Genomic DNA, 22,706 nt, shown 5'->3' on the forward strand with positions numbered 1-22,706 from the left:
ATCAGAGGCCTTGCGGCCGGTTGTTTGCTCCATGGAGAGCGAGAAACTGCTGCGTCGCACGGGCGGCATCGCCACCGATCGTCGCCTCAGTCAATTCCAGCCGGTCGCCGAGCAGAAGCCTCATCTGCACATCGCGGGCGACCAGCCCGAAAAAGGTGCGGAATGCCGTTTCGGCATCCGCGAAATCCAGCAATCCGGCCTCGCGTCCCGCTTCCAGCACCGGCTTCAAGCGCCTGGCGAGCGCGAAACGTCCATTCTGCAGCACTATGGCGCCGAGGTCATCCTTGCCGGAACCGGCATGGCCGACGGCTACCCGGTTCAGCGCGATCGAGGTGTCGCTCGAAATCACCTTGAGCCAGTCCGAGGCGAAGCGTTCGAGGCTCGCCGTCAGCGAGGCGATGTCGAGGCCCTTGCGGTCGACGGGCGCCACGCGAACCTTGGAGGCCTGCCACTGCACCGTCGCCGTCAGCAGCCCGTCGCGGTCACCGAACCATTTGTAGAGCGTTTCCTTGGAGCAGCTTGCCCGCCGCGCCACCGCGGTCATGGTCAGGCTGTCGCCCTCCTCGACCAGCAGGCGAAGGGCGGCGTCGAGAACGGCCTGCTGCCGCTCCGTCAGCGCTTCGCTGCTGTCGATCTCGGCGCCGGCCTGCAACACGTTTCTTTCTCGCCTGATGAAAGGTCACGCCCGTTCTTGGTGGCGTACCGTACGTTACGGTTCGGCATATTGCGCAATCCTGCTGCCGACGCAAGGACAAAATGGAGAAAATCATTTTGGTATCCAGATGCAGCGCGCAACCCGCCAGGTCTTGGCTGGCTCAGTCGCCGGCAGGCGGATCGCGCAACCTGCCGAGCAGGGTGGCCAGTGTCTCAAGGTCCTCGACCGGAAGCCTGGCGCCCACCAGCTCGGCGATCGACCGCCCGTAGGCGGCCCACATGCGGCGGCGGGTCTCGCGCCCGCTGCCGGTGATGCGGATGGTCTGGCCGCGGCCGTCATCCGCGACCGGCAGCTTCTCGATCAGGCCATCGGCCTCGAGCCGGGCCAGCAGCCGCGAGATGTTGTATTGCGCAAACAAGGTCCGCTCGATGAGCTGGAACGGCCGCAGCCCGCCCTCGCCCGCTTCGGCAAGCTCGTGCAGCACGTCGTACCAGGCGAGCGGCGGCAGGCCGTTCTCCTTTAGCGCATCCTCGACCTTTTCCATGAGCTGGCGCGAAACGCGCATCAGGCGCGCCCAGGCCTTTATGGCGGCGGGTGAAGGCGATGTCTTCGTCATGTGCGCAGCCTAAGCGATAGATGCAATTGCATCAAGCTTGACGTTCGATGCATTTGCATCCATATCAATGCAACTGCATCTATATGGAGTCATCGGATGAAACACGAAATCTGCAAGGTCACCGGGGAAAGTGAGACCAGCAAGCTGACCCTCGTCAGCCATCACCTCTGCCCCTATGTGCAACGCGCGGCGATTGCCCTTGCCGAGAAGGGCGTGCCGTTCGAGCGCGTCATGATCGATCTCGCCGACAAGCCGGCCTGGTTCAGGGCGAGATCGCCGCTCGGCAAGGTGCCGCTGCTCAGCGTCGATCGCGACGGCGAAGAGACGGTGATTTTCGAGTCCGCCGTCATCCTCGAATTCCTCGAGGAAACCGAGGCCAATCCGCTACACCCAGCCGATCCGCTGACACGCGCCCGGCACCGCGCCTGGATCGAGTTCGGCTCGGCCACGCTGAACGCCATCGGCCGCTTCTTTGCCGCCTCCAGCGAGGCCGCCTTCACCGCCGAGAGCAAAGGCCTGTCGGCGATGTTCGATCGGCTCGAAGCGGAACTAGCAGGCCGCACCAGCCCCGGCCCCTGGTTCGCCGGCGAGCGTTTTTCTCTGGTCGACGCCGTCTATGGCCCGATCTTCCGCTATTTCGACGTCTTCGACGAGATCGGCGATTTCGGCATCCTCGGTGGAAAGCCCCTTGTCCAGGCGTGGCGCCGTGCATTGAGCGGACGGCAGTCGGTGAAGGACGCGGTCGATCCTGATTATCCGCAGCGCCTCGAGGCTTTCCTGCGGGCCAAGGCTTCCCATCTCTCGGAACTCATCCGGCAGCGCGATCAGGCCACCCCGCTTCCTGAAGCCCGATACGCCTGAACGGGTCGACCACCGTTCCGGCCACCATCGAAGCCAGCAACTGTGGCGCCGGTGGGATTTTGGCGATCGTCGCCACCAGGCGGTCGCGGATGGACGGCAGCGCCACGGAATCGGACTGATAGAACGGCGTGAAGGCCAGCGACAGCGCCTGGAAGATGCGCACGTGCCAGCGCCGCGCCTTTGCGTAGCCCTCCAGCGCCGCATCGACGCTGCCCGCCCGCGCAAGCGCATGGCTGAGCGCCGCCGCGTCGAGCAGCGCCATGTTCGCCCCCTGGCCGAGCTGCGGGCTGGTCGAATGGGCCGCGTCGCCGATCACCGCCAGCCGCCGACCGATGGGCTGCCTCATCGTGTGATGGCCATAGCGCGCCAGCGACAGTTGCTCGAAACTCTCGATCTGGTCGGTGAAGGCGGCGCACTCCGGCCACAGCGAGACCACCCTCGCCTTCCAGGCATCGAGCCCCGCGGCGCGGACGCTCTCGGCATCCGCCGGCTTCAGGCTCCAGAAGAAGGCCGCCATCCGTTCGGCGCCTGGCTCGGGCCGGCCGATCGGCAGCACGCCGATCATCACGCTCGCTTTGTCATAGCGCTGCAGCAGCGCGTTCTCGTCAAAGCCCTCGTCCTTCCAGCCGAGCGAGGCCCAGAACGCGCCATAGGCGAGCGGCCGCGCCTCGGCCGGATCGTTCAGGCCTTGGCGCAGCTTCGAGCGCGCGCCACTGGCGTCGACGACCAGATCGAACGACCCTGCCTTGCGTCCCTTGCCGCAAACCAGCAGCACCTTTTCGCCAGCTTCCAGCGCTTCGACCTCGACATTGGTCTCGATCGCGATCGCTTCGCGCCGGGCGGCGCGGAACAGCACGCCGAACAGCGCCGCCCGATGCACCGCCAGCCCGAAGCGGCCGCCGCGTTGGGCATCGTAGCGGACGTCGAGCACCGTGCGGCCGCTTCTGGCGTCGGCGCCGTGCAGGCGATCGATGCGGCTGCCCAGCGAAAGGATGTCGCCGAGCAGGCCGAGTTCGGCCAGCACGCTGAGCCCGGTCGGCTGCAGGATCAGCCCGGAACCGACCGGCTTCGGCTCATCGAACCGCTCGAAGATAGTGACCCGGTGCCCTGCCCGCTTGAGATAGAGCGCGGTGGCCAGCCCGGCCGGCCCGGCGCCGGCAATCGCGATGTGCAGAGATTTTTGCATTGCCCGCCCAACCCGAGGTGGCCGGACAATCCTTCAGCGGCATGGCTAAATCAAGCCACCGCGCCGTCGCAGCGTGGGTCAGGCCTGCGCGGCGTCGAATGCGGCTCGCGCCTCGCGCACCGCGTCATGGTTGAGTTCCGCCCACTGGACGAGCTGATACAGGGGCACGAACATCGAACGGCCGAGATCGGTCAGGCTGTATTCGACGCTTGGCGGCTTGGTTGGGAACACCTCGCGATGGACGTAGCCGTCGCGCTGCAATTCGTGCAGCGTCTGGGTCAGCATGCGCTGCGAGATGTCGGGAACCAGCCGCCGCAGTTCACCGAAGCGATAAGGCTTTTCCGCAAGCGCCGTCACCAGCAACGGGCTCCATTTGCCGTTCATGCCTTGCATGACGTCGCGAACCGGGCAATCGGCGAAATTGGCGCCGTTCGTCATCGCCTTGTAGATCTCGATCTTCGATTTCAGATTGACGATCTTGCCGTCCATCGCTGGTTCCCTGCGTGTGCCTACGTCCCGGAAAACTGCCTTCTTTACGGGGAGCGGTCAATTCCTAATTTAGTGCTGGTCTCTTTTTGAGACCATCAAAGAGCACCCGCCGCTTCGGCGCAAAATCAGGATCTCCCCATGAGCGAAACCCTTCTCGTCACCGGCGCCTCCGGCCAGCTTGGCCGCAGCGTCCTGCGCCACCTGCTCGACGCGCAAAAGATTGCGCCGGCACGCATCATCGCCACCACGCGCAATCCCGAAAGCCTCGCCGATCTGGCGGCGCTCGGCATCACCGTCAGGGCGGCCGACTTCAACGACCAGGCCTCGCTGGAAGAGGCTTTCAAGGGCGCCGACCGCGTGCTGATCATCTCCACCGGCGACCTCGACCTCAAGAGCGACCGGCGCCTGAAGCAGCATCAGGCGGCGGTGGCCGCAGCCAAGGCGGCCGGCGTCTCCCACCTGCTCTACACCTCGATGCCCAATCCGGAGCCGGGTTCGCCGGTGCTGTTTGCCGGCGATCACTACGGCACCGAACAGGCGATCAAGGCGAGCGGGATCGCCTACACGATCTTCCGCAACGGCTGGTACCAGGAGAACCTGTTCCTGGCGCTGCCGCACGCAATTGCCTCGGGCAAGTGGTATACGTCGGCGGGCGAAGGGCGCATCGCCCATGGCGCGCGCGACGACATGGCCGCCGCGATTGCCGCCGGCCTCGCCTCCGGCTCGACCGACAGCCGGATCCACACGCTGACCGGCCCCCAAGCCTATACGACGACAGAGATCGCCGCCCTCGTCAGCGAGGTCACCGGCAAACCGCTGGAAGTCATTCAGCTGCCCGACGAGGCCCTGACCGAAGGCGTGAAGGCGGCCGGCGTTCCCGAGGAATTCGCCCGCGTCATCGTTTCCTTCGACGCCAACACCCGCTCCGGCCGCATCTCCATGGTGACGGACGCGATCGAGACGCTGTCGGGACGCAAGCCGAAGTCGCTGAAGCAGTTCCTCGAAGCCAACAAGGCCGCGTTCGCCGGCTAGAGCGACGCATTCTGTGCGAAGGCCGTGCCGTGCGGCACGGCCTTTTGCTCCGCTGTCAGATGGCGACTTGCGTGCCGATCTCCACCACGCGCCCCGTCGGAATCTGGAAATACTCCGTGGCATCGGCTGCCGTGCGCGCCAGGCCGATGAACAGCCTGTCCTGCCACACCGGCATGCCGGAATTGGGCGAAGCTTTCAGCGAGCGCCGCGACAGGAAGAACGACGTCGTCATGATGTCGAACTTCCAGCCCTGCTTGCGGCAGATCGCCAGCGCGCGCGGGATGTTCGGCTGCTCCATATAGCCGAAGGTCAGCGTCACCCGCATGAACAGCTCGTTGACCGTCTCCATCTTGACGCGGTCGCTGTCGGGCACCACCGGCTGCGGCGCCGTCACCACCGACAGGATGACGTTCTGCTCGTGCAGCACCTTGTAGTGTTTCAGGCTGTGCATCAGCGCGGTCGGCGCGCTCAAGGGATCGCTGGTCAGGAACACGGCCGTGCCGGACACCAATTGCGGCTTCTTCTTCAGCAAATTACCGGCCAGGAAATCGAGCGGGATCTCGTTGCGGCGGGTCTTGTCGAACAGGTAGCGGCTGCCCCGCACCCAGGTCCACATGGCCAGGATGATCGTGAAGGCCACCGCCAGCGACGCCCAGCCGCCCTCGAACACCTTGACGATGTTGGAGGCGAAGAAGCCGACGTCGATGAAGGCGAACAGCGCCGTCATCGACACCGCCACCCAAAGCTGCCATTTCCAGATGCGCGTCATGACGACATAGAGCAGCACCGTCGTCACCAGCATGTTGCCGGTCACCGAGATGCCGTAGGCCGAGGCGAGCTTGCTGGATTCGCCGAAACCGACCACCAAGAGCATCACCACCAGCGCCAGCAGCAGATTGACGCGCGGCATGTAGATCTGGCCGGACTGCTTTTCCGACGTGTGCAGGATCTCGAGCCTCGGCAGCATGTTGAGCTGCACCGCCTGCCTGGTCAGCGAAAAGGCGCCGGAGATCACCGCCTGGCTGGCGATCACGGTGGCGGCGGTCGCCAGCACCACCATCGGGATCAGCGTCCAGCCCTGGTTCATCTCGAAGAAGGGATGGCCAACGGTGCCGCCATTGGCGAGCACGAAGGCGCCTTGGCCGACATAGTTGAGCAGCAGGCAGGGAAACACGATCGACAGCCAGGCGAGCACGATCGGCTTGCGCCCGAAATGGCCGAGGTCGGCATAGAGCGCCTCGGCGCCGGTGACGGCGAGGAAGATGGCGCCGATAGTGACGAAGGCCACATCTGGCGAATTGATCAGGAAGGCGACGATGTAATGCGGGCTGACCGCCAGGAGGATTTCGGGGTCGGCGATGATGTGGTTGAGGCCGGACAGGCCGATCGCCAGGAACCAGACCGCCGTGATTGGGCCGAAGATCAGCGCGACGCCGCCGGTGCCGAAGCGCTGCACCGAAAACAGGATCGCCAGGATGACCAGCGTCAGCGGCACCACATAGGGTTGGAACGTCGGCGTGACGACATTCATGCCTTCGACCGCCGAAAGCACAGAGATCGCCGGCGTGATCACCGCATCGCCGAAAAACAATGAAGCGCCGACGATGCCAATTCCGAGGATGATTGCCGAGCGCGTCGGGAAACTGCCGCGCGCCAGCGCCATCAGCGACAGCACGCCGCCCTCGCCGCGGTTATCGGCGCGCAGCACGAAGTTGATGTATTTGATGGTGACGATGATGGTCAGCGACCAGATGATCAGCGACAGCACGCCGAGGATGTCGCCGCGATCGGCGACGTTGCCGCCGGACGACGCCACCAAAGCTTCGCGGAAGGCGTAGATCGGGCTGGTGCCGATGTCGCCATAGACCACCCCGAGCGCGCCAAGCATCAACACCTTGGTGCTGTGCTGCTCGATTTCGGGATGGCTCGATTGGTCGACGGGTTCTGCCTCACTACCAGTGTTGGCAAGGGCCATAAACGACACTCCGATAAACGCGCGGTGCTCTACGCTTGCTGCGATGCAATATCAAGTGCCGTCACGTTATGGCTTCCATGTCGGCAACGCGGGGCTCGCCTTCCTACCAACCGCAAGCTCCGAGAAACCGTCCCACCGTGCCGGCCATGCCATACTCCAACGCATCGGCTGTCAACCCGTGTCCGATCGACACTTCCGCCAATGCCGGAACGCGCCTGGCCAGCGCCGGCAGATTGGCCACCGTGAGGTCGTGCCCGGCATTGACCTGCAGCCCGGCGGCAAATGCCGCATCAGCGGTTTTTCCCAATCTTTCCAGCTCCTTGGCCGCCTTGGCGGAATCGGAATGGCAGCTACCGTAGGGACCTGTATAGAGCTCGATACGGTCGGCGCCGGTGTCGCGCGCGGCATTGATGCCGCCCGGATCCGGATCGGAGAACAGGGACACGCGGAAGCCGCCTTTCTTCAGTCGCTTGACGATCGGAGTGAGGAACGCCGCGTCGGCGATGAAGTTCCAGCCATGGTCCGAGGTTGCCTGGCTCGGATCGTCCGGAACCAGCGTCACCTGGTCGGGCTGATGCTTTTCGACAAGCGCCAGGAACTCCTCGGTGGGGTGGCCTTCGATGTTGAATTCCGCCTTCGGGAACTCGTCGTCGATCAGCGCCCTGATCTCGGGCAGGTCGGTGCGCCGCGTGTGCCGCTCGTCGGGTCGCGGATGCACGGTCAGTCCATGCGCGCCCGCCGCAAGCGCGATACGCCCGAGCCTTATGACGCTCGGCCACGGCAGGTCGCGGCGATTGCGCAGCATGGCGATGGCGTTGAGGTTTACGGAAAGCTTGGCGGGCATGGCTTCGGCTCGGGCTCCTCTGGGCGCCCGATTGGGCGCCGCCGCGTTTGAATTGCGCGCATCTATAGCGTCTTTGACGGGAACAGACAGAGGGTTTCGGGTGTTCCAGGGGTACGACCCAACATTGAGCAGGAGGAAAGTGCCCGTGAACTTCCTCGAGTCCGTTCCGGCAATCCGGCGCGTCGACACCGACCGCGACACCCTGTTCGCCGTCGATGTGGTCGGCCATGTCACGCCAGCCGATGCGGAAAACCTGTTCGGCCTGCTCGAGGCGGCCTATGCGCTGCACGCCAAGATCGACGTGCTGGTGCGCATGGTCGACCACGAGGGCGTCGACTGGGCCGATGTGTCGGATGAAACCGTCAAGCAGGGCACGGCCCACGCGCTCGAGCATGTCCGCCGCTGCGCCGCGGTCGGCAAGCCCGACTGGGTGCCTTACGCGCAAGGCTTCTTCGCCGCGCCCCTGCCCTTCGAGCTCCGGCATTTCGAAGCGCAAGACGAGGCGGATGCCTGGCGCTGGCTCGGCGCCAGGCCCGTCGAACGTCGCTGAGGCCGGATCGGCCTATCTGACCACGGTCAGCCGCTCGGCCGCGCGTGTGATGGCGGTATAGAGCCAGCGCTGGCGGGTTTCCTTGAACGCCCAGCTTTCGTCGAACAGCACGACGTCGTTCCATTGCGAGCCCTGCGCCTTGTGCACGGTCAGCGCATAGCCATAGTCGAAATCGTCGAAACGTTTCTTCTGCTGCCAGGGGATCTCGGCGTCGGGGTCCTCGAACGCCGCCTTGAGCAGCTTGATCTTGGCGACGCCGCGGTCCGGATCGTCCTCTTCCGGCGAGACCAGCAGGTTGATGCCGGGCTTCACCGTCTCGCGCGACGAGGTCATCACCTTCCACAGCGAGCCGTTGAGCAGGCCCTTGGCGGGGTCGTTGCGCAGGCAGACCAGCTTGTCGCCGGCCTGCGGGAAATCGGCATTGAACCCCTTCAGTTCGCGCAGCCGCTGGTTATAGCGCCGCCGCGTGCGGTTGGTGCCGACCAGCACCTGATCCGCCTTCAGCACCAGCTCCTGGTTGACGTCTTCCTTGCCGATGACCTGCGCCGAGCCGTAGTCGCCGCGCATGAATTCGCGGCCCTCGCGCACGTCGAGCGCCAGCCGGATGATCGGATTGTCGCGCGCCTGGCGATGGATCTCGGTGAGCAGCACGTCCGGCTCGTGCTCGGTGAAGAAGCCGCCGCCCGAGATCGGCGGCAGCTGCGCCGGATCGCCAAGCACCAGGATCGGCGTCCCGAAGCTCATCAGGTCCCGGCCGAGCTGCTCGTCGACCATCGAGCACTCGTCGATGACGACGAGCTTGGCGCGCGCGATCGGGCTTTGCCGGTTGAGCGAGAAGGTCGGCGAGATCGAGGTCTTGCCGGTCACCTCGTCCGAGACCGATTCCTCGCCCTTCGGCCTGTAGATCAGCGAATGGATGGTGCGGGCGTTGACCGCGCCCTTGGAGCGCAGCACCTGCGCCGCCTTGCCGGTGAAGGCGGCGAACTGCACCTGGCCGTCGACATGCTCGGCGAAATAGCGCGCCAGCGTCGTCTTGCCGGTGCCGGCATAGCCAAATAGCCGGAAGATCTGCGGCCGGCCGTCTTTCAGCCAGCGCGCGACTGCCTTCAACGCCTCATCCTGTTGGGGAGAGAATTCCATCAGCTGGAAAGACCGGATTCGCAAGCGAAAGACAAGATCGGCTGCCGACAACTACTGTCAGCGGCGGCGGCCGTTACCCACCACTGGCTCGGCAGGCTATCAGGCGACAATGAGAACGTAAAGAGAACAGATGCCGATTTCAATCAGTGTGCCTACACACCCGGCCCGCCACGGCCTGCGCTAAGCCCAGGATCGTTCTCGAGCAGGATCGGCTTGCCGTGCGGTGTGGCGTGCGCGGCGCGCTCCCAGGCGGCGGCAAGTCGATCGACATCGCTCCTGCCGGCAACGCCCTTGGCTGACAGCAGGCTTTCCAGCGCCGCCAGCCAGTGCTCGTAATAGTCATGCCTGTCCGCTGCCGCATCCGGCCTCTTCACTTCGGCGGACAGCGCATCGGCCCATTCGCTCCAGGAAAACAGACCTTTGTCGTGCAGCGCCACGGTCATGGCGAAGGCCTCGGCCTGCCACGGCTCGGCGAAGACCGGCTCGTCGAAGTCCGCCGGGAGGTCTTCACGCCGGCTCAAGATAGCTCTCCCAGGCGTCGATCGACACGGTCAGCGTCGGGTCGGCGCCCTCGCCCCAGACCTCGGTGCCGTCGAAGACCACCGTATAGAGCCATTGCGGGTTCTCGCCTTTCCCATGCGCATTGCTGTCGGGGAAGACAAAGCCCTCGCGCACGACCTCGACGGTGCCTTGCCTGCCGCGTGCGTAGCGCGGCAGCCGCGTGTGCCCGGTCGGATTGAAATTCTTCATGAGCACCCGGTCGCCGGCCCTGAACCGCGCCGGCGTGGCGACCGGCCGGTTGCACGGGCCGCCCCTGGCCAGCGCTGCCGGGACGTTTTCCGCCTTCAGCACTCTCTTGGGAGCAGCTGCCGGATCGACCGCCCGGCCCTCGGCCAGATCGCGGTCGCTGACGAAGCCATGCCGTTTGAGCAGCACTTCCAGCGCCTTGATCCAGATCTGGTAGTAGCTCGATGAATAGTAATCGGCCGGATGCAGCGATTCCCGCGCATGCCGGCTTTCGTCGATGTTCCAGGCGCCCATGGCGCCGGCGGTGAGCGTCACGCCGAGTGCCCGCCTTTCCCAGCCGGCATGGAAATAGGGCTCGTCCGTTTCGGGCGCGACCGGCCCAAAGCCCATCTGCCCGCCGAGATCCTGCGGCCCGTTCATGCCGGCTCCCCCGTCATGCCGGCGCCTTTGCCAGTGCGGTGCCGATCATCGCATCGCGGCTCACCAGCTCGGCCAGTTGCTCCTCGCTCCAGCCCTCAGTGCCCTTCCGGCCGCATCGGCACCACCAGATAGCGCAGCTCCGCCGTCGAATCCCAGACGCGGATCTTCTTGTCCGCCGGCAGGGTCAGGCCGAATTCCGCCAGCACGCCGCGCGGATCGATCACCGCCCGCGAGCGATAGGGCGGCGCCTTGTACCAGACCGGCGGCAGGCCGAGCACCGTCCACGGATAGCAGGAGCACAGCGTGCAGACGACGAGGTTGTGCGTCTCCTCGCTGTTGAAGACGGCCTGCATGTGCTCGCCCTGCCTGCCGGTATAGCCCAGCGATTCGATCGCCGCCGTCGCATCGCGCCTCAGCCAGTCGGCATAGGCCGGATCGGTCCAGGCCTTGGCCACCACCCGGGCCCCGTTGCGCGGGCCGATCTTGGTCTCGTAGGTGTCGACGATGACGTCGATCGCGGCCGGATCGATCAGGCCTTTCTGGGTCAGGATCGTTTCCAGCGCGCGCACGCGCGCCGCGAACGGATCGAGCTCGTTGTCATGGTCATGATCATGCGACATGAGCTCAGACTAGAACCGCCGACATGTGGCCGCAAGCATGACGGCTTGGGCCAGCAAGCGGCGGTCGAGCTATTCGGCCGCGGCTTTCTGGAGCTGGATGACCCGGCCTTCTTCCGGATCGAACAGCGACGGTTGCTCCGCACTTTCGACCGCATGCAGCGCCGGCCGGCCCTTCTTCAAGGAGAAGCCGAGCAGCCAGCCGGAAAAATTCTCGAAATAGACGTAGATCACCGGCGTGACGAAGAGCGTCAGCGCCTGCGAGGCGAGCAGGCCGCCGACCACCGCGACGCCGAGCGGCTGGCGCAGTTCGGCGCTGGCGCCGGTGCCGAGCGCAATCGGAAACGTGCCCATCAGCGCCGCCAGCGTCGTCATCATGATCGGCCGGAAACGCATCAGGCAGGCCTTGTGGATGGACTCCACCGCCGACATGCCCTCGCGCCTGAGCTCCAGCGCCACGTCGACCATCATGATGCCGTTCTTCTTGACGATGCCGATCAGCATCAGGATGCCGATCACCGCGATCACCGAAATATCCATGCCGGCAACACGCAGTGCAACCACCGCCCCCAGCACCGCCGACGGCAGGCCGGTGAGGATGGTGAGCGGATGGATGAAGCTCTCGTAGAGCATGCCGAGCACGATATAGATGGTCAGGATCGCGCCGCCGATCAGCAGCCCCTGGTTGGCGAGCGAATCCTGGAAGGTCTTGGCGGTGCCGGCAAAGCTGGTGCCGATCGTTGTCGGCATGCCGACCTGCTCCTTGAGCTGGTCGATGCGGGTCACGCTGTCGCCCAGCGCCACGCCCGGCGGCAGATTGTAGGAAATCGTCACCGCCGGAAGCTGGCCGAGCTGGTTGACGGTGAGCGCGCCGGCTGTGCGGTCGACATGGGCGAAGGCGCCAAGCGGCACCAGGCTGCCGCTCGCCGTCCGCACCTGGATGGCAAGCATGCGCTCGGGCGACCATTCGATCTTCGGGTCGAGCTCGGTGATCACTGCATAGCTGTCGGCCGAGCCGAAGATCGTCGAGACCTGATCGGTGCCGAAGCCGCCATAGAGGGCCGAGCGCAGCGTATCGGTATCGATGCCGAGCTGGGCGGCCTTGTCGCGGTCCACCACCAACGACGCCTGTAGGGCATTGTTCTGCAGGTCGCTGGTGACATCGGCGAAGAAATTGTGGTCCGCCGCCATCGCGTCATTCAGCTTCTGTGCCCAGATATCGGTCTGGCCAGTATCGAGGCCTTGAACCACGAGCTGGTAGGCGCTGGCCGACGACCGCGAACCCAGCCTCAGGTTCTGCACCGGCTGCATATAGGTCTCGATGCCGGCCACGCCTGCCAGTTGCTTGCGCAGATCCGAGAGCACCTTTTCGATGTCCGGGCGCTTGTCCTTGTCCTTGAGCTGCACGAACAACTGGCCCTGGTTGAGCGCATTGTTGCCGCTGCCCGCCGACCACGCCACATGATCGACATAGGGCGAATGGGAGAAGACGCTGGCCACCTGGCCCTGCAGCTTCGCCATGGCGTCGAACGAGATGTCCTGGCGGGCGACCGTCGTCACCGATATCTGGCCGATGTCCTCTTGCGGGAAGAAGCCCTTCGGCGAGACCTCGATCAGCCAGACCGACGCCGCAGCGGTGCCGATGAAGACCAGGAACACCAGGAAGGTGTGGCGCAGGCAGAAGCTCAGCAGCCAGTCGTAGCAGCGTGTGACGAAGTCATGCCGGTGGCCGCCTCCATGGGCTTCCCTCTCCGCCTTCGAGACCGAAAGCAGGCGCGAGCAGAGCATCGGCGTCAGCGTCAGCGAGACGAACATCGACGCCAGGATGGCGACGGTCACCACGACCGCGAACTCGTTGAAGATGCGGCCGATGACGCCGCCCATCAACAGCACGGGAATGAACACCGCCACCAGCGAGATCGAGATCGAGATGATGGTGAATCCGATTTCGCGCGCGCCCTTCAGCGACGCGTCGAACGCCGAGAGCCCGTCTTCCTCCATGTGCCGGAAGATGTTTTCGAGCATGACGATGGCGTCGTCGACGACCAGGCCGACGGCGAGCGTCAGTCCCATCAGCGAGATGTTGTCGATGGAAAAGCCGAACAGGAACATCGCGCCGAGCGTGGCGATCAGCGAGATCGGCACCGCGACGGCCGGGATGATCGTCGCGGTGACGCGGCGCAGGAAGACGAAGATCACCATCACCACCAGCGCGATCGTCAAAAGCAGCGTGAACTGCACGTCGTCGACGGCCTGGCGGATCGAGGTCGAGCGGTCGTTGAGCAGCTTGATCGAGGCGGCGCCCGGCATCTGGTCCTGAAAGGACGGCAGCATCGCCTTGACCTTGTCGACGACGTCGACCGTGTTGGCGTCCGGCTGGCGCTGCACGGCCATGATGATGGCGCGGGTGCCGTCATACCAGCTCGCTGTCGTCGTGGTCTGAACCGAATCGACGACGCGGGTCACATCGCCCAGCCGTACCGGGTGACCGTCTTTGGTGGCGATGATTAGATTCGCGAAACCCGCCGCGTTGTTAAGCTGAGTATTGGCGGTGATGGTCAATTGCTGCTTGTCGTTCTGCAGCACGCCGAGCGGCGTGTTGCTGTTGGCCGACGCCACCGCCGCCTGCAACTGGTCGATCGAGATGCCGCGCGCGGCGAGCGCCGTCGGGTCGATCTGGATGCGCACGGCGTATTTCTGCTGGCCGTAGATCGAAACCTGCGCCACGCCGTCGATGGTCGACAGCGAGGGCGAGATGACGTTCTCGGCGAAGGCATCGAGATCGGTCAGCGGGACCGTGTCGCTGACCAGCGACATCAACAGGATCGGAGCGTCGGCCGGATTGACCTTGCGATAGCTCGGCGGCGCCGTCATCTCGGGCGGCAGCGACCTTTGCGTGCGCGCGATCGCCGCCTGCACATCCGCGGCCGCGGCGTCGATGTCGCGGTTGAGCACGAACTGGATGGCGATCGAGGTCTGGCCGAGCGAATTGGTGGTCGAGATGGAATCGATGCCGGCGATCGTGGCGAACTGCTTGATCAGCGGCGTCGCGACGGACGTCGCCATGGTCTCCGGCGAAGCGCCGGCCAGCTGGGCGGAGACGTTGACCACCGGAAACTCGGCGCTGGGCAGCGCCGCAACCGGCAGAAACTTGTAGGCGAACAATCCGCCCAGCACGAGGGCGAACGACATCAGAAGCGTGGCGACGGGCCTGCGAATGCAGAATTCGGAGATCATTGGCTGGCCTCGCCCGCCTTGCCGGCTTGCGCGACCTTGGGTGCGCCCTGAGCGCCGCCCTTGGCGGCCGCCTTGCCCTCATGCACGGCCGCGCCGTCCTTCAACCTGGTCTGGCCCTCGACGACCACCTTCTCCCCACCCTTGAGGCCCTGGCTGATGGCGCTGTTGTCGCCTTCGGTCAGCGCCACCTGGACGGGGCGCATCTCCACCGTATTGTCCGGCTTGACTACGTAGACGAACGGCCCCTTCTGGCTGGGCTGCACCGCGACGGTCGGAACCGAGGTCATTTGCGGCATCGTGCCGGCGTCGAGCACGACGTTCACATACTGGCCGGGCCACAGCGAAAGATCCGGGTTCGGTACGCTCGCCCGAGTGGCGATAGTGCCGGAGGCGGTGTCGACGCTGGAATCGACGAAGTCGAGCGTGCCCTTGCCGATCGGCGTCGGATCGCCGTCCTTGGTCAGCGTCACGTCGCCTTGCTGCGGGTCGGCCAGCGCCTTGTGCAGCAGGGCGAGGTTGCTCTCCGGCAGGGTGAAATTCACCTGCAGCGGATCCATCTGCGTGATCGTCACCAGCGGGGTCGAGCTGCTGCTGTTGCCGTTGCTGGTGGTGACGAGATCGCCGACCGAGACATTGACGGCCCCCAGCCTGCCCGAGATCGGCGCCGAGATCGACGCGTAGCTCAACTGCACGGTATCGGCGTCGATGGTGGCCTTGTCGGCATCGATGGTCGCGGCTGCCGCCTTCTGCGCCGCCAGCGCCTGATCGTAGGTCTGCTGCGTGCCGGCCTGCTTGGCGACGAGGTCCTTGGCGCGCTGCAGGTCGGCCTGGGCGCTGACCAGCATGGCCTGGTCCTTGACCAGCGTCGCCTGGTCTTTTGCGAGCTGCGCCTTCAGCGCCCGGTCATCCAGTGAAATGAGAAGATCGCCGGCCTTGACCATCTGCCCGTCCTTGACCGCGATCGAGACGATCTGGCTGGAGACGCGGGCGTTGATGGCAACCACCTCCGGCGAGGACACGAAGCCGATGGCATAGCGGCGGATGGGAAAATCGGCGGTGGTGGCGGCCGCGGAAACGATCGAGGCCGAATGCGAGCCACCGCCGCCGCCCTTTGCATTGTCCGGTGCCTTGGCCGTCTTTTCCGTGCCGTTGCTGGCGGCCTGCTGGCCCGAAATCAGTTGCTGGACTTTGCCCAGCGCCGTCGGCGAAAGGTAGAGACCGGCCCCGGCAACGCAGGCCAGCGCAATCACCGCAAAGACGATTTTTCCGCGCATCGACAACAAGCCCTCTCACGCGACACGCCGGATCCGGTGGTCTATTTTTGCTCGATCCGCGGCGCCTTGCCGCGAATTTCGCCGAAATAGATAGGACAAGGCTTTGGCGGAAAAGGGCCAAAACACGGCATTACGAAGATTTAATGTGCAGTGCACAATAAGGAGGCAACCCGACCCATGGGCCGGGACCGCGACCTGAGATCTGTTGAGATTCAGGTCAGGCCGAGTCGAAAACGTTGATTTCCGAGAACCGGAGCGGAGCGTACCTTTGGATAGGTGAGCACCGGAAGCGCAGGAAAGCGCCGTTTGCAGGCCGGCCGCACCTGAATATCGACAGATCTTAACGCAGCATCGGCCACAGCGTCGCCGCCAGCAGCGCACCCATGGCGATGTTGAACCACTTCAGCCGCACCGGATCCGACAGGAACCCGCGCAGCGCCGTGCCGAAGCCCGCCCACACCGAGACGCTCGGCAGGTTGACGATGGTGAAGGCGACCGAGATCAGCACCACCGACAGGAACGGGTGCTCCGCATTGGCATAGACGGCCATGGCGGTAATCGCCATCACCCAGGCCTTGGGATTGACCCACTGGAACGCCGCCGCATCGATGAAGCGCATCGGTCGCGCTTCCATCTCGCCCTTGCTGCTCAGCGAACGCGACATGGCGATCTTCCAGGCGAGATAAAGCAGATAGACGCCGCCGGCGACCTTCAGCGCCGTATGCAGCACCGGAAACGCCGTCAGCACTGCGCCCAGCCCGAAGCCGACGGCAAGCAGCAGCACCAGAAATCCGATGCTGATGCCGAGCATGTGCGGAACGGTCCTGACGATGCCGAAATTGACGCCGGAAGCCAGCAGCATGAGGTTGTTCGGCCCCGGCGTGATCGAGGTGACGAAGGCGTAGACCAGGAGCGCAAGGAACGTTTCAAGCGGCATGACGTCCTCCCACACAAGTCATCGCGTCGAATAGGTCAGTATAATTGTCCTTTTATACCGGGCGCGCAAAGGCCACCCTGGAGCATCAACCGGGCCAGACGGTCAGGACGGAAATGACGACCTGCCGGCGCTTCGGCGCCGGCCTACTACATGCCCTGCGGGCCGCGGTTCATCGCCGCCACGCCGGTGCGGCAGATCTCTACCAGGCCGAGCGGCTTCATGATGGCGATGAACTGGTCGAGCTTGGAGCCCTTGCCGGTGATCTCGAAGATGAAATGCTCTGTGTTGGCGTCGATGACGCTGGCTCGGAAGGCATCGGCAAGACGCAACGCCTCGACGCGGCTGTCGCCGGTGCCGGCGACCTTGACCAGCGCCAGCTCGCGCTCCAGCGGCCGCTCCTGGCCAAGCTCGTGCGAGCGCACGGTGAGGTCGACCACACGGTGCACCGGCACGATGCGCTCGAGCTGGTGCTTGATCTGCTCCAGCACATGCGGCGTGCCGCGCGTCACGATGGTGATGCGCGACAGATGCTTCTCGTGCTCGGTCTCCGAGACGGTCAGGCTCTCAATGTTGTAGCCGCGGCCGGAGAAAAGGCCGATGACCCGGGCAAGCACGCCCGGCTCGTTGTCGACCAGCACGGAGAGCGTGTGGTTCTCCGGCTTTTCCGTTTCCTTGGCGATGAAATAGGCGGAGCCGGTCGGTTGGAGCTGTGCGTTCATGGGGTGAATCTCGATTTCAACTCTTGGATCTAATTCTCTGTTTGCGCACGGCTTCCTTAGACCAGCCCTGCCTTGGCTCGTCGCCTACACCAGTTCCCTGCCTTTGGCGTCGATGGCATTGGCCACCGCCTCGTCGGTCGCCTCGTCGGGGAGCAGCATCTCGTTATGCGCCTTGCCCGAGGGGATCATCGGGAAGCAGTTGGCCAAAGTCGCCACGCGGCAGTCGAACAGCACCGGCTTCTTCACCGCGATCATTTCCTTGATCGCGTCGTCGAGTTCGTCCGGCTTGTCGCAGCGTATGCCGTGGCCGCCATAGGCCTCGGCCAGCTTGACGAAGTCCGGCATTGCCTCGGTGTAGGAATGCGACAGCCGGTTGCCGTGCAACAGCTGCTGCCACTGCCTGACCATGCCCATATACTGGTTGTTGAGGATGAAGATCTTGATCGGCGCTTCGTACTGCACCGCCGTGCTCATCTCCTGCATCGTCATCTGCACCGAGGCATCGCCGGCGATGTCGATGACCAGCGCATTGGGATGCGCGATCTGCACGCCGAGCGCTGCCGGCAGGCCGTAGCCCATCGTGCCCAGCCCGCCCGACGTCATCCAGCGGTTCGGCTTCTCGAAATGATAGTGCTGCGCCGCCCACATCTGGTGCTGGCCGACCTCGGTGGTGATGTAGGTGTCCATGTCCTTGGTCAGCGCATAGAGCCGCTGGATGGCGTATTGCGGCATGATCACGTCGGCGTTCGGCTTGTAGGCCAGCGAGTCGCGCGCCCGCCATTTGGCGATCTGCTCCCACCACGGGTAGAGCGCCTTCTTGTCGGCCTTGGCGGTCGCCCGCCACAGCCGCACCAGATCCTCCAGCACCCGGCCGACATCGCCGAGGATCGGCACGTCGGTATGAACGTTCTTGTTGATCGACGACGGATCGATGTCGATGTGGATCTTCTTCGAGTTCGGCGAGAACGCGTTGAGCCGCCCGGTGATGCGGTCGTCGAAGCGCGCGCCGATGCAGATCATCACGTCGCAATCGTGCATGGCCATGTTGGCCTCGTAGGTGCCGTGCATGCCGAGCATGCCCACCCAGTTCTTGCCGGAAGCCGGATAGGCGCCGAGCCCCATCAGCGTCGAGGTGATCGGGAAGCCGGTGAGATCGACCAGTTCGCGCAGCAGATGGCTCGCCTCCGGACCGGAATTGATGACGCCGCCTCCCGAATAGATGATCGGCTTCTTTGCGCTGGCCATCAGCTCGACCGCTGCCTTGACCTTCTCCAGGTCGCCCTGGACCTTCGGCTGGTAGCTGGTGCGCGGCGCTGTCTGCGGCGGCACATAGGTGCCCTTGGCGAACTGCACGTCCTTCGGAATGTCGACCACCACCGGGCCGGGGCGCCCGGTGGTCGCGACATGGAAGGCCTCATGGATCGTGGCCGCGAGCTCGTTGACGTCCTTCACCAGCCAGTTGTGCTTGGTGCAGGGGCGCGTGATGCCGACCGTGTCGCATTCCTGGAAAGCGTCGGAACCGATCAGCGAGGTCGGCACCTGGCCGGTCAGACAGACCAGCGGAATGGAATCCATCAGCGCGTCCTGCAGCGGCGTCACCGCGTTGGTGGCGCCGGGGCCGGACGTCACCAGCAGGACGCCGGCCTTGCCGGTCGAGCGCGCGTAGCCTTCCGCCGCATGGCCGGCGCCCTGCTCGTGCCTGACCAGAATGTGCTCGACCTCGTCCTGTTGGAAAATTTCATCGTAGATCGGGAGAACCGCGCCGCCCGGGTAACCGAAGACATGCTTGACGCCATTGTCCTTCAGCGCCTGCACCACCATTTCGGCGCCCGTCATTTCGCGCCGCTCGTTCCGCTCGTTGCTCATCGGTCTGGTCCCGTACTGTCGCCATTTGGGCGTTGCTGGTCGTTTAGTCGTGTTTCGGGCAATAAAAAAGGCCCCCGAGGGAGCCTGTGTGATGCGCATGGGAGGTTTTCGCCCGGCGGTTACACCGCCTTGCCCACGCGCCTGCCTACGAGAATGAGTGCCGTTTTCATGGTGGCGGACAGTAGAGGCGGGAAAGCCGGCCTGTCAACCGGGAAAATGCTCCCGCCTCGCCACCGTTCGCGTGCCGTCCCAAATGGCTTCAGCGCGGCGGCTTGCAGTGCGCGACAAGCGGATCGCATTTGGCTCCCTTCCTCGCCTGCACCAAGGAAGGGCGATGCGGCTCGGCCTTCGCCGGCCCATGATGCGGTGTGCGCATCGCCAGCATCTGCTGATGGTTGAGCCTCCTGCGCGGCGCATGTTTGCCGTCGGATGTCTCGCCGATCTCCACCTGCCCGGCGCCGGCGATCACCCTCTTGTGCTTTCGGTCGGCCGTGTTCGGTTCCCCTTCGGCGATCGCCGCTGCGGGCCGGATCGTCCTGACGCCCGCGGGCTTCTTCGGCCCGTGGCCGGCGGCCTCGGGCGTGCCTGCGATAACCGGCGCAGCACCTTGCGCCGGCAGGGAAGCGTTGCCGGCCAGCATCTTCACCGCCTCGCCCTTCGACGGATCGAGCCGGGCTTCGGAGAAGTCGCCCTTGCGCGGCGGGACGATCTTCGCCGCTTTGATCGACGTCACGACCGCCCTGGGAAGCTCAGGCAGGCGCGGCCCGGCATCGATCGCGACGACCTGGTTGCCAAGCCGTACGCGCGGCGCGTTGTTGACGATCACAGTCTGGTTGATGATCGTCGTGTTGCGGATGATGGTCACGTTTTCACGCACTGGCCGCACGACGCTGACGACATCGGCCACGCCGATCGCCGCCACCGGTGCGAAGCACCACCAGCCCTCGTCGAACGCGACATCGGCAATACGCGGCGGCGCCGGAGCCCAGCCGATGTTGTCGCCGCCCTGGCGCCACACCACCCAGGCCGGCGCCCATTCGTAGCCGGCGATCCAGACCCAGCCGAATTCGGGATCGTACGCCCAGCGCCCGTAGTGGAAGACGATGCCGCCGAACGGCTCAGCCGACTCCCAGTACCAGCCCTCGTCGGTCCAGACCCATCTGCCTTCCGTATAGGGCCGCCATTCAGGCCGGACGGAGGGAACCCACACCTCGCCGAACCGGCTGGAAGTCCGCCATCCGCCGTAAGTCGCGAGCCGCTCGCGGACGGTCACGGAAACCACGGCCGCATGCGCCGCCTGATAGGACGGAACCGCCAATGGACCGGCCAAAGTCACGCCCAAAGCCAAGGTGACGGCTACGGAAGCTGCCAGCCCGCGCCGGGCGAATGGATGGATGGAGGACAATTGCATGACGCTCTCCTGGCTCCTTGCATCGCCATTCGCCCCCGTTGCTCTTGTCTTGAGACGCCATGGCCGCAATGCGGCAAAAGCCGATCACGATTGCGCGACCAATGGAGCGTCGCTCCACCTCCGGACAAACCATTGAAAACACGCCAAACTATTGGAGGGCATGACGCGAGATCAGTTTTGCCGAAATACTTGCGCATGCCGGACGGGGCGATCCGGCTCCAGCGCTCGATCAAGAAGCGATCCCAAGACCGGAGGAACTGATGCTCGACAAGACCCCGAACAAGAAGCTTTCCGACCTGCTCGACCAGTTCGGCGCGGCACTTGCCGCCGGCGATATCGACAAGGCCGTCGCCTGCTTTCAGGACGACTGCTACTGGCGCGATCTCGTCGCCTTCACCTGGAACATCAAGACCATGGAAGGCCGCGACCAGGTGCGCGACATGCTTGTGAGCCAGTTGGCGAAGACGAAGCCTTCGAACTGGGCGATCGCCGACGGCGAGGATGCCAGCGAGAACGGCGGGGTGCTGGAAGGTTGGATCCGCTTCGAGACGGCGGTGGCGCGCGGCTTTGGCCACATCAGGCTGAAGGACGGCAAGATCTGGACATTGCTTACCACCATGGCGGAGCTGAAGGGCCATGAAGAGCCGGCCGGCTTCGCCCGGCCGCTGGGCGCCAGGCACGGCCATGGCAAGAACCGGCCGACCTGGAAGGAGGAGCGCGAGAAGGAAGCGGCCGAACTCGGTTTCAAGACGCAGCCGCATACGCTCATCATCGGCGGCGGCCAGGGCGGCATCGCGCTGGCCGCCCGGCTGCGCCAGCTCGGCGTGCCCACCATCATCGTCGAGAAGAACGAACGTGCCGGCGACAGCTGGCGCAAGCGCTACAAGTCGCTCTGCCTGCACGATCCGGTCTGGTACGACCATCTGCCCTACATCGACTTCCCCAGGAACTGGCCGGTCTTCTCGCCCAAGGACAAGATCGGCGACTGGCTGGAAATGTACACCAAGGTCATGGAGCTGAATTACTGGTCCTCGACCGAGGCCAGGAGCGCCGCCTATGACGACAAGACGAAGGAATGGACCGTCGTCGTCCACCGTGACGGCAAGGACATCGCGCTGAAGCCGAAGCAGCTGGTGCTGGCGACCGGCATGTCCAGCAAGGCCAACATGCCAAGCTTCAAGGGCATGGACAGCTTCAAGGGTGATCAGCACCATTCCTCGAAGCATCCCGGCCCCGACGCCTATGCCGGCAAGAAGGCAGTCGTCATCGGTTCGAACAATTCCGCCCACGATATCGCCGCCGCACTCTGGGAGGCCGGCGCCGACGTGACCATGGTGCAGCGCTCGACCACCCACATCTCCAGATCCGACACGCTGATGGAAATCGGGCTGGGTTCGCTCTACTCGGAAAAGGCCGTCCAAAGCGGACTGACGACGGCCAAGGCGGATCTCATCTTTGCCTCTTTGCCCTACAAGATCCTGCACGAATTCCAGATTCCCGCCTACGCCGAGATGAAGAAGCGCGATGCCGCGTTCTACAAGGGCCTGGAAGAGGCCGGCTTCATGCTGGACTGGGGCGACGACGAGTCCGGCCTGTTCATGAAATATCTCAGGCGCGGCTCCGGTTACTATATCGACGTCGGCGCGTCCGACCTCATCATCGACGGCTCGATCAAGTTGAAGAGCGGCGTCGAGGTGAAGGAAATCAGGGAGCATTCGCTGCTCTTCTCCGACGGCTCGGAATTGCCGGCGGACTTGATCGTCTACGCCACCGGCTACGGCTCGATGAATGGCTGGGCGGCCGACCTGATCTCCCGCGAGGTGGCCGACAAGGTCGGCAAATGCTGGGGTCTCGGCTCCAACACAACCAAGGATCCCGGTCCCTGGGAAGGCGAGCTGCGCAACATGTGGAAGCCGACGCAACAGGAGGCGCTCTGGTTCCATGGCGGCAACCTGCATCAGTCACGCCACTATTCGCAGTTCCTGTCACTGCAGTTGAAGGCGCGGCAGGAAGGCATCGCGACACCGGTCTACGGGCTGCAGAAGGTTCACCACAAGGGATAGGCCGCTCTGCCGCTTGTGCGAACAACAACGCGTAGCCCGCGCGGCCTCTCGGCCGCGCGGGCTTTTA

At 64.7% G+C, this 22,706-nt stretch carries 19 protein-coding genes and 1 pseudogene; 4 read left to right on the forward strand and 16 right to left on the reverse strand.

The genetic code is table 11. The features are described 5' to 3' along the window. Position 1: 1 nt before the first annotated feature. Both EN846_RS13590 and EN846_RS13595 read right to left on the reverse strand, forming a co-directional pair. Positions 2–655, reverse strand: a complete 654-nt coding sequence (locus EN846_RS13590) for a TetR/AcrR family transcriptional regulator (RefSeq protein ID WP_127392874.1) — start codon at positions 653–655, stop codon at positions 2–4. A 160-nt stretch (positions 656–815) separates the two neighbouring features. Beyond that, positions 816–1,271, reverse strand: a complete 456-nt coding sequence (locus tag EN846_RS13595) for a MarR family winged helix-turn-helix transcriptional regulator (protein WP_127283379.1) — start codon at positions 1,269–1,271, stop codon at positions 816–818. 96 nt (positions 1,272–1,367) lie between these two features. Here EN846_RS13595 and EN846_RS13600 point away from each other — a divergent pair, with 96 nt between their 5' ends. Then, positions 1,368–2,132 carry a glutathione S-transferase family protein gene (locus tag EN846_RS13600; RefSeq protein ID WP_127392873.1) on the forward strand — a complete coding sequence of 255 codons (765 nt, stop codon included), beginning with the start codon at positions 1,368–1,370 and terminating at the stop codon, positions 2,130–2,132. Here EN846_RS13600 and EN846_RS13605 read toward each other — a convergent pair. Together EN846_RS13605 and EN846_RS13610 are read right to left on the reverse strand one after the other, a co-directional pair. Then, on the reverse strand, positions 2,080–3,318 hold the full coding sequence (locus tag EN846_RS13605; RefSeq protein WP_128346671.1) for an NAD(P)/FAD-dependent oxidoreductase: 1,239 nt from the start codon (positions 3,316–3,318) through the stop codon (positions 2,080–2,082). The genes EN846_RS13600 and EN846_RS13605 overlap by 53 nt on opposite strands. A gap of 78 nt (positions 3,319–3,396) precedes the next feature. Continuing rightward, the gene (locus EN846_RS13610; RefSeq protein WP_127394058.1) at positions 3,397–3,807 is read right to left on the reverse strand and encodes a helix-turn-helix domain-containing protein; all 411 of its coding nucleotides are present in this window, start codon (positions 3,805–3,807) and stop codon (positions 3,397–3,399) included. A 138-nt stretch (positions 3,808–3,945) separates the two neighbouring features. Between EN846_RS13610 and EN846_RS13615 the strand changes: the two genes are divergently transcribed. Then, positions 3,946–4,839 carry an SDR family oxidoreductase gene (locus EN846_RS13615; RefSeq protein WP_127394059.1) on the forward strand — a complete coding sequence of 298 codons (894 nt, stop codon included), beginning with the start codon at positions 3,946–3,948 and terminating at the stop codon, positions 4,837–4,839. A 55-nt stretch (positions 4,840–4,894) separates the two neighbouring features. Here the strand turns inward: EN846_RS13615 and EN846_RS13620 are convergent, their stop codons facing one another. Together EN846_RS13620 and EN846_RS13625 are read right to left on the reverse strand one after the other, a co-directional pair. Then, on the reverse strand, positions 4,895–6,814 hold the full coding sequence (locus EN846_RS13620; RefSeq protein WP_127285268.1) for a potassium transporter Kup: 1,920 nt from the start codon (positions 6,812–6,814) through the stop codon (positions 4,895–4,897). Positions 6,815–6,917: 103 nt separating this feature from the next. Then, the gene (locus tag EN846_RS13625; protein ID WP_127392162.1) at positions 6,918–7,658 is read right to left on the reverse strand and encodes a pyridoxine 5'-phosphate synthase; all 741 of its coding nucleotides are present in this window, start codon (positions 7,656–7,658) and stop codon (positions 6,918–6,920) included. Positions 7,659–7,803: 145 nt separating this feature from the next. On the opposite strand from EN846_RS13625, the gene EN846_RS13630 reads away from it, so the two are divergent. Further along, positions 7,804–8,208, forward strand: a complete 405-nt coding sequence (locus EN846_RS13630) for an STAS/SEC14 domain-containing protein (protein ID WP_127392163.1) — start codon at positions 7,804–7,806, stop codon at positions 8,206–8,208. 12 nt (positions 8,209–8,220) lie between these two features. Here the strand turns inward: EN846_RS13630 and EN846_RS13635 are convergent, their stop codons facing one another. From EN846_RS13635 to EN846_RS13680, 10 genes and pseudogenes are all read right to left on the reverse strand, one after another. Next, entirely contained in the window at positions 8,221–9,348 is a 1,128-nt protein-coding gene (locus tag EN846_RS13635; RefSeq protein WP_127285265.1) for an ATP-dependent RecD-like DNA helicase, read from the reverse strand. Positions 9,349–9,500: 152 nt separating this feature from the next. Beyond that, positions 9,501–9,869, reverse strand: a complete 369-nt coding sequence (locus EN846_RS13640) for a nitrile hydratase accessory protein (protein ID WP_127392164.1) — start codon at positions 9,867–9,869, stop codon at positions 9,501–9,503. Further along, positions 9,856–10,515, reverse strand: coding sequence for a nitrile hydratase subunit beta (gene nthB, locus EN846_RS13645; protein WP_127285262.1), 660 nt, complete (start codon positions 10,513–10,515; stop codon positions 9,856–9,858). Before nthB ends, EN846_RS13640 begins: the two co-directional genes overlap by 14 nt. A 13-nt stretch (positions 10,516–10,528) precedes the next feature. Then, positions 10,529–11,135: pseudogene (nthA, locus tag EN846_RS13650) on the reverse strand (nitrile hydratase subunit alpha). A gap of 69 nt (positions 11,136–11,204) precedes the next feature. Then, complete coding sequence (locus EN846_RS13655) at positions 11,205–14,369, reverse strand: efflux RND transporter permease subunit (protein WP_127392166.1); 3,165 nt, start codon at positions 14,367–14,369, stop codon at positions 11,205–11,207. After that, positions 14,366–15,643 (reverse strand): efflux RND transporter periplasmic adaptor subunit, encoded by a 1,278-nt coding sequence (locus EN846_RS13660; RefSeq protein ID WP_127392167.1) that lies wholly within the window; start codon positions 15,641–15,643, stop codon positions 14,366–14,368. The genes EN846_RS13655 and EN846_RS13660 overlap by 4 nt, the downstream gene beginning before the upstream one ends. Before the next feature lie 340 nt (positions 15,644–15,983). Next, positions 15,984–16,580, reverse strand: a complete 597-nt coding sequence (locus tag EN846_RS13665) for a LysE family translocator (protein WP_127392168.1) — start codon at positions 16,578–16,580, stop codon at positions 15,984–15,986. 146 nt (positions 16,581–16,726) lie between these two features. Continuing rightward, positions 16,727–17,299: an acetolactate synthase small subunit gene (ilvN, locus tag EN846_RS13670; protein WP_006204962.1), complete on the reverse strand. Its 573-nt coding sequence runs from the start codon at positions 17,297–17,299 to the stop codon at positions 16,727–16,729. 84 nt (positions 17,300–17,383) lie between these two features. Continuing rightward, on the reverse strand, positions 17,384–19,165 hold the full coding sequence (locus EN846_RS13675; protein WP_127285088.1) for an acetolactate synthase 3 large subunit: 1,782 nt from the start codon (positions 19,163–19,165) through the stop codon (positions 17,384–17,386). Positions 19,166–19,424: 259 nt separating this feature from the next. Then, positions 19,425–20,576, reverse strand: coding sequence for a DUF6600 domain-containing protein (locus tag EN846_RS13680; RefSeq protein WP_127392100.1), 1,152 nt, complete (start codon positions 20,574–20,576; stop codon positions 19,425–19,427). Positions 20,577–20,836: 260 nt separating this feature from the next. Here EN846_RS13680 and EN846_RS13685 point away from each other — a divergent pair, with 260 nt between their 5' ends. Continuing rightward, positions 20,837–22,639 (forward strand): NAD(P)/FAD-dependent oxidoreductase, encoded by a 1,803-nt coding sequence (locus tag EN846_RS13685; RefSeq protein ID WP_127392101.1) that lies wholly within the window; start codon positions 20,837–20,839, stop codon positions 22,637–22,639. Positions 22,640–22,706: the final 67 nt, after the last annotated feature.

This window comes from Mesorhizobium sp. M4B.F.Ca.ET.203.01.1.1 (assembly GCF_004791025.1).
GTDB classification, from domain to species: Bacteria; Pseudomonadota; Alphaproteobacteria; order Rhizobiales; family Rhizobiaceae; genus Mesorhizobium; species Mesorhizobium abyssinicae.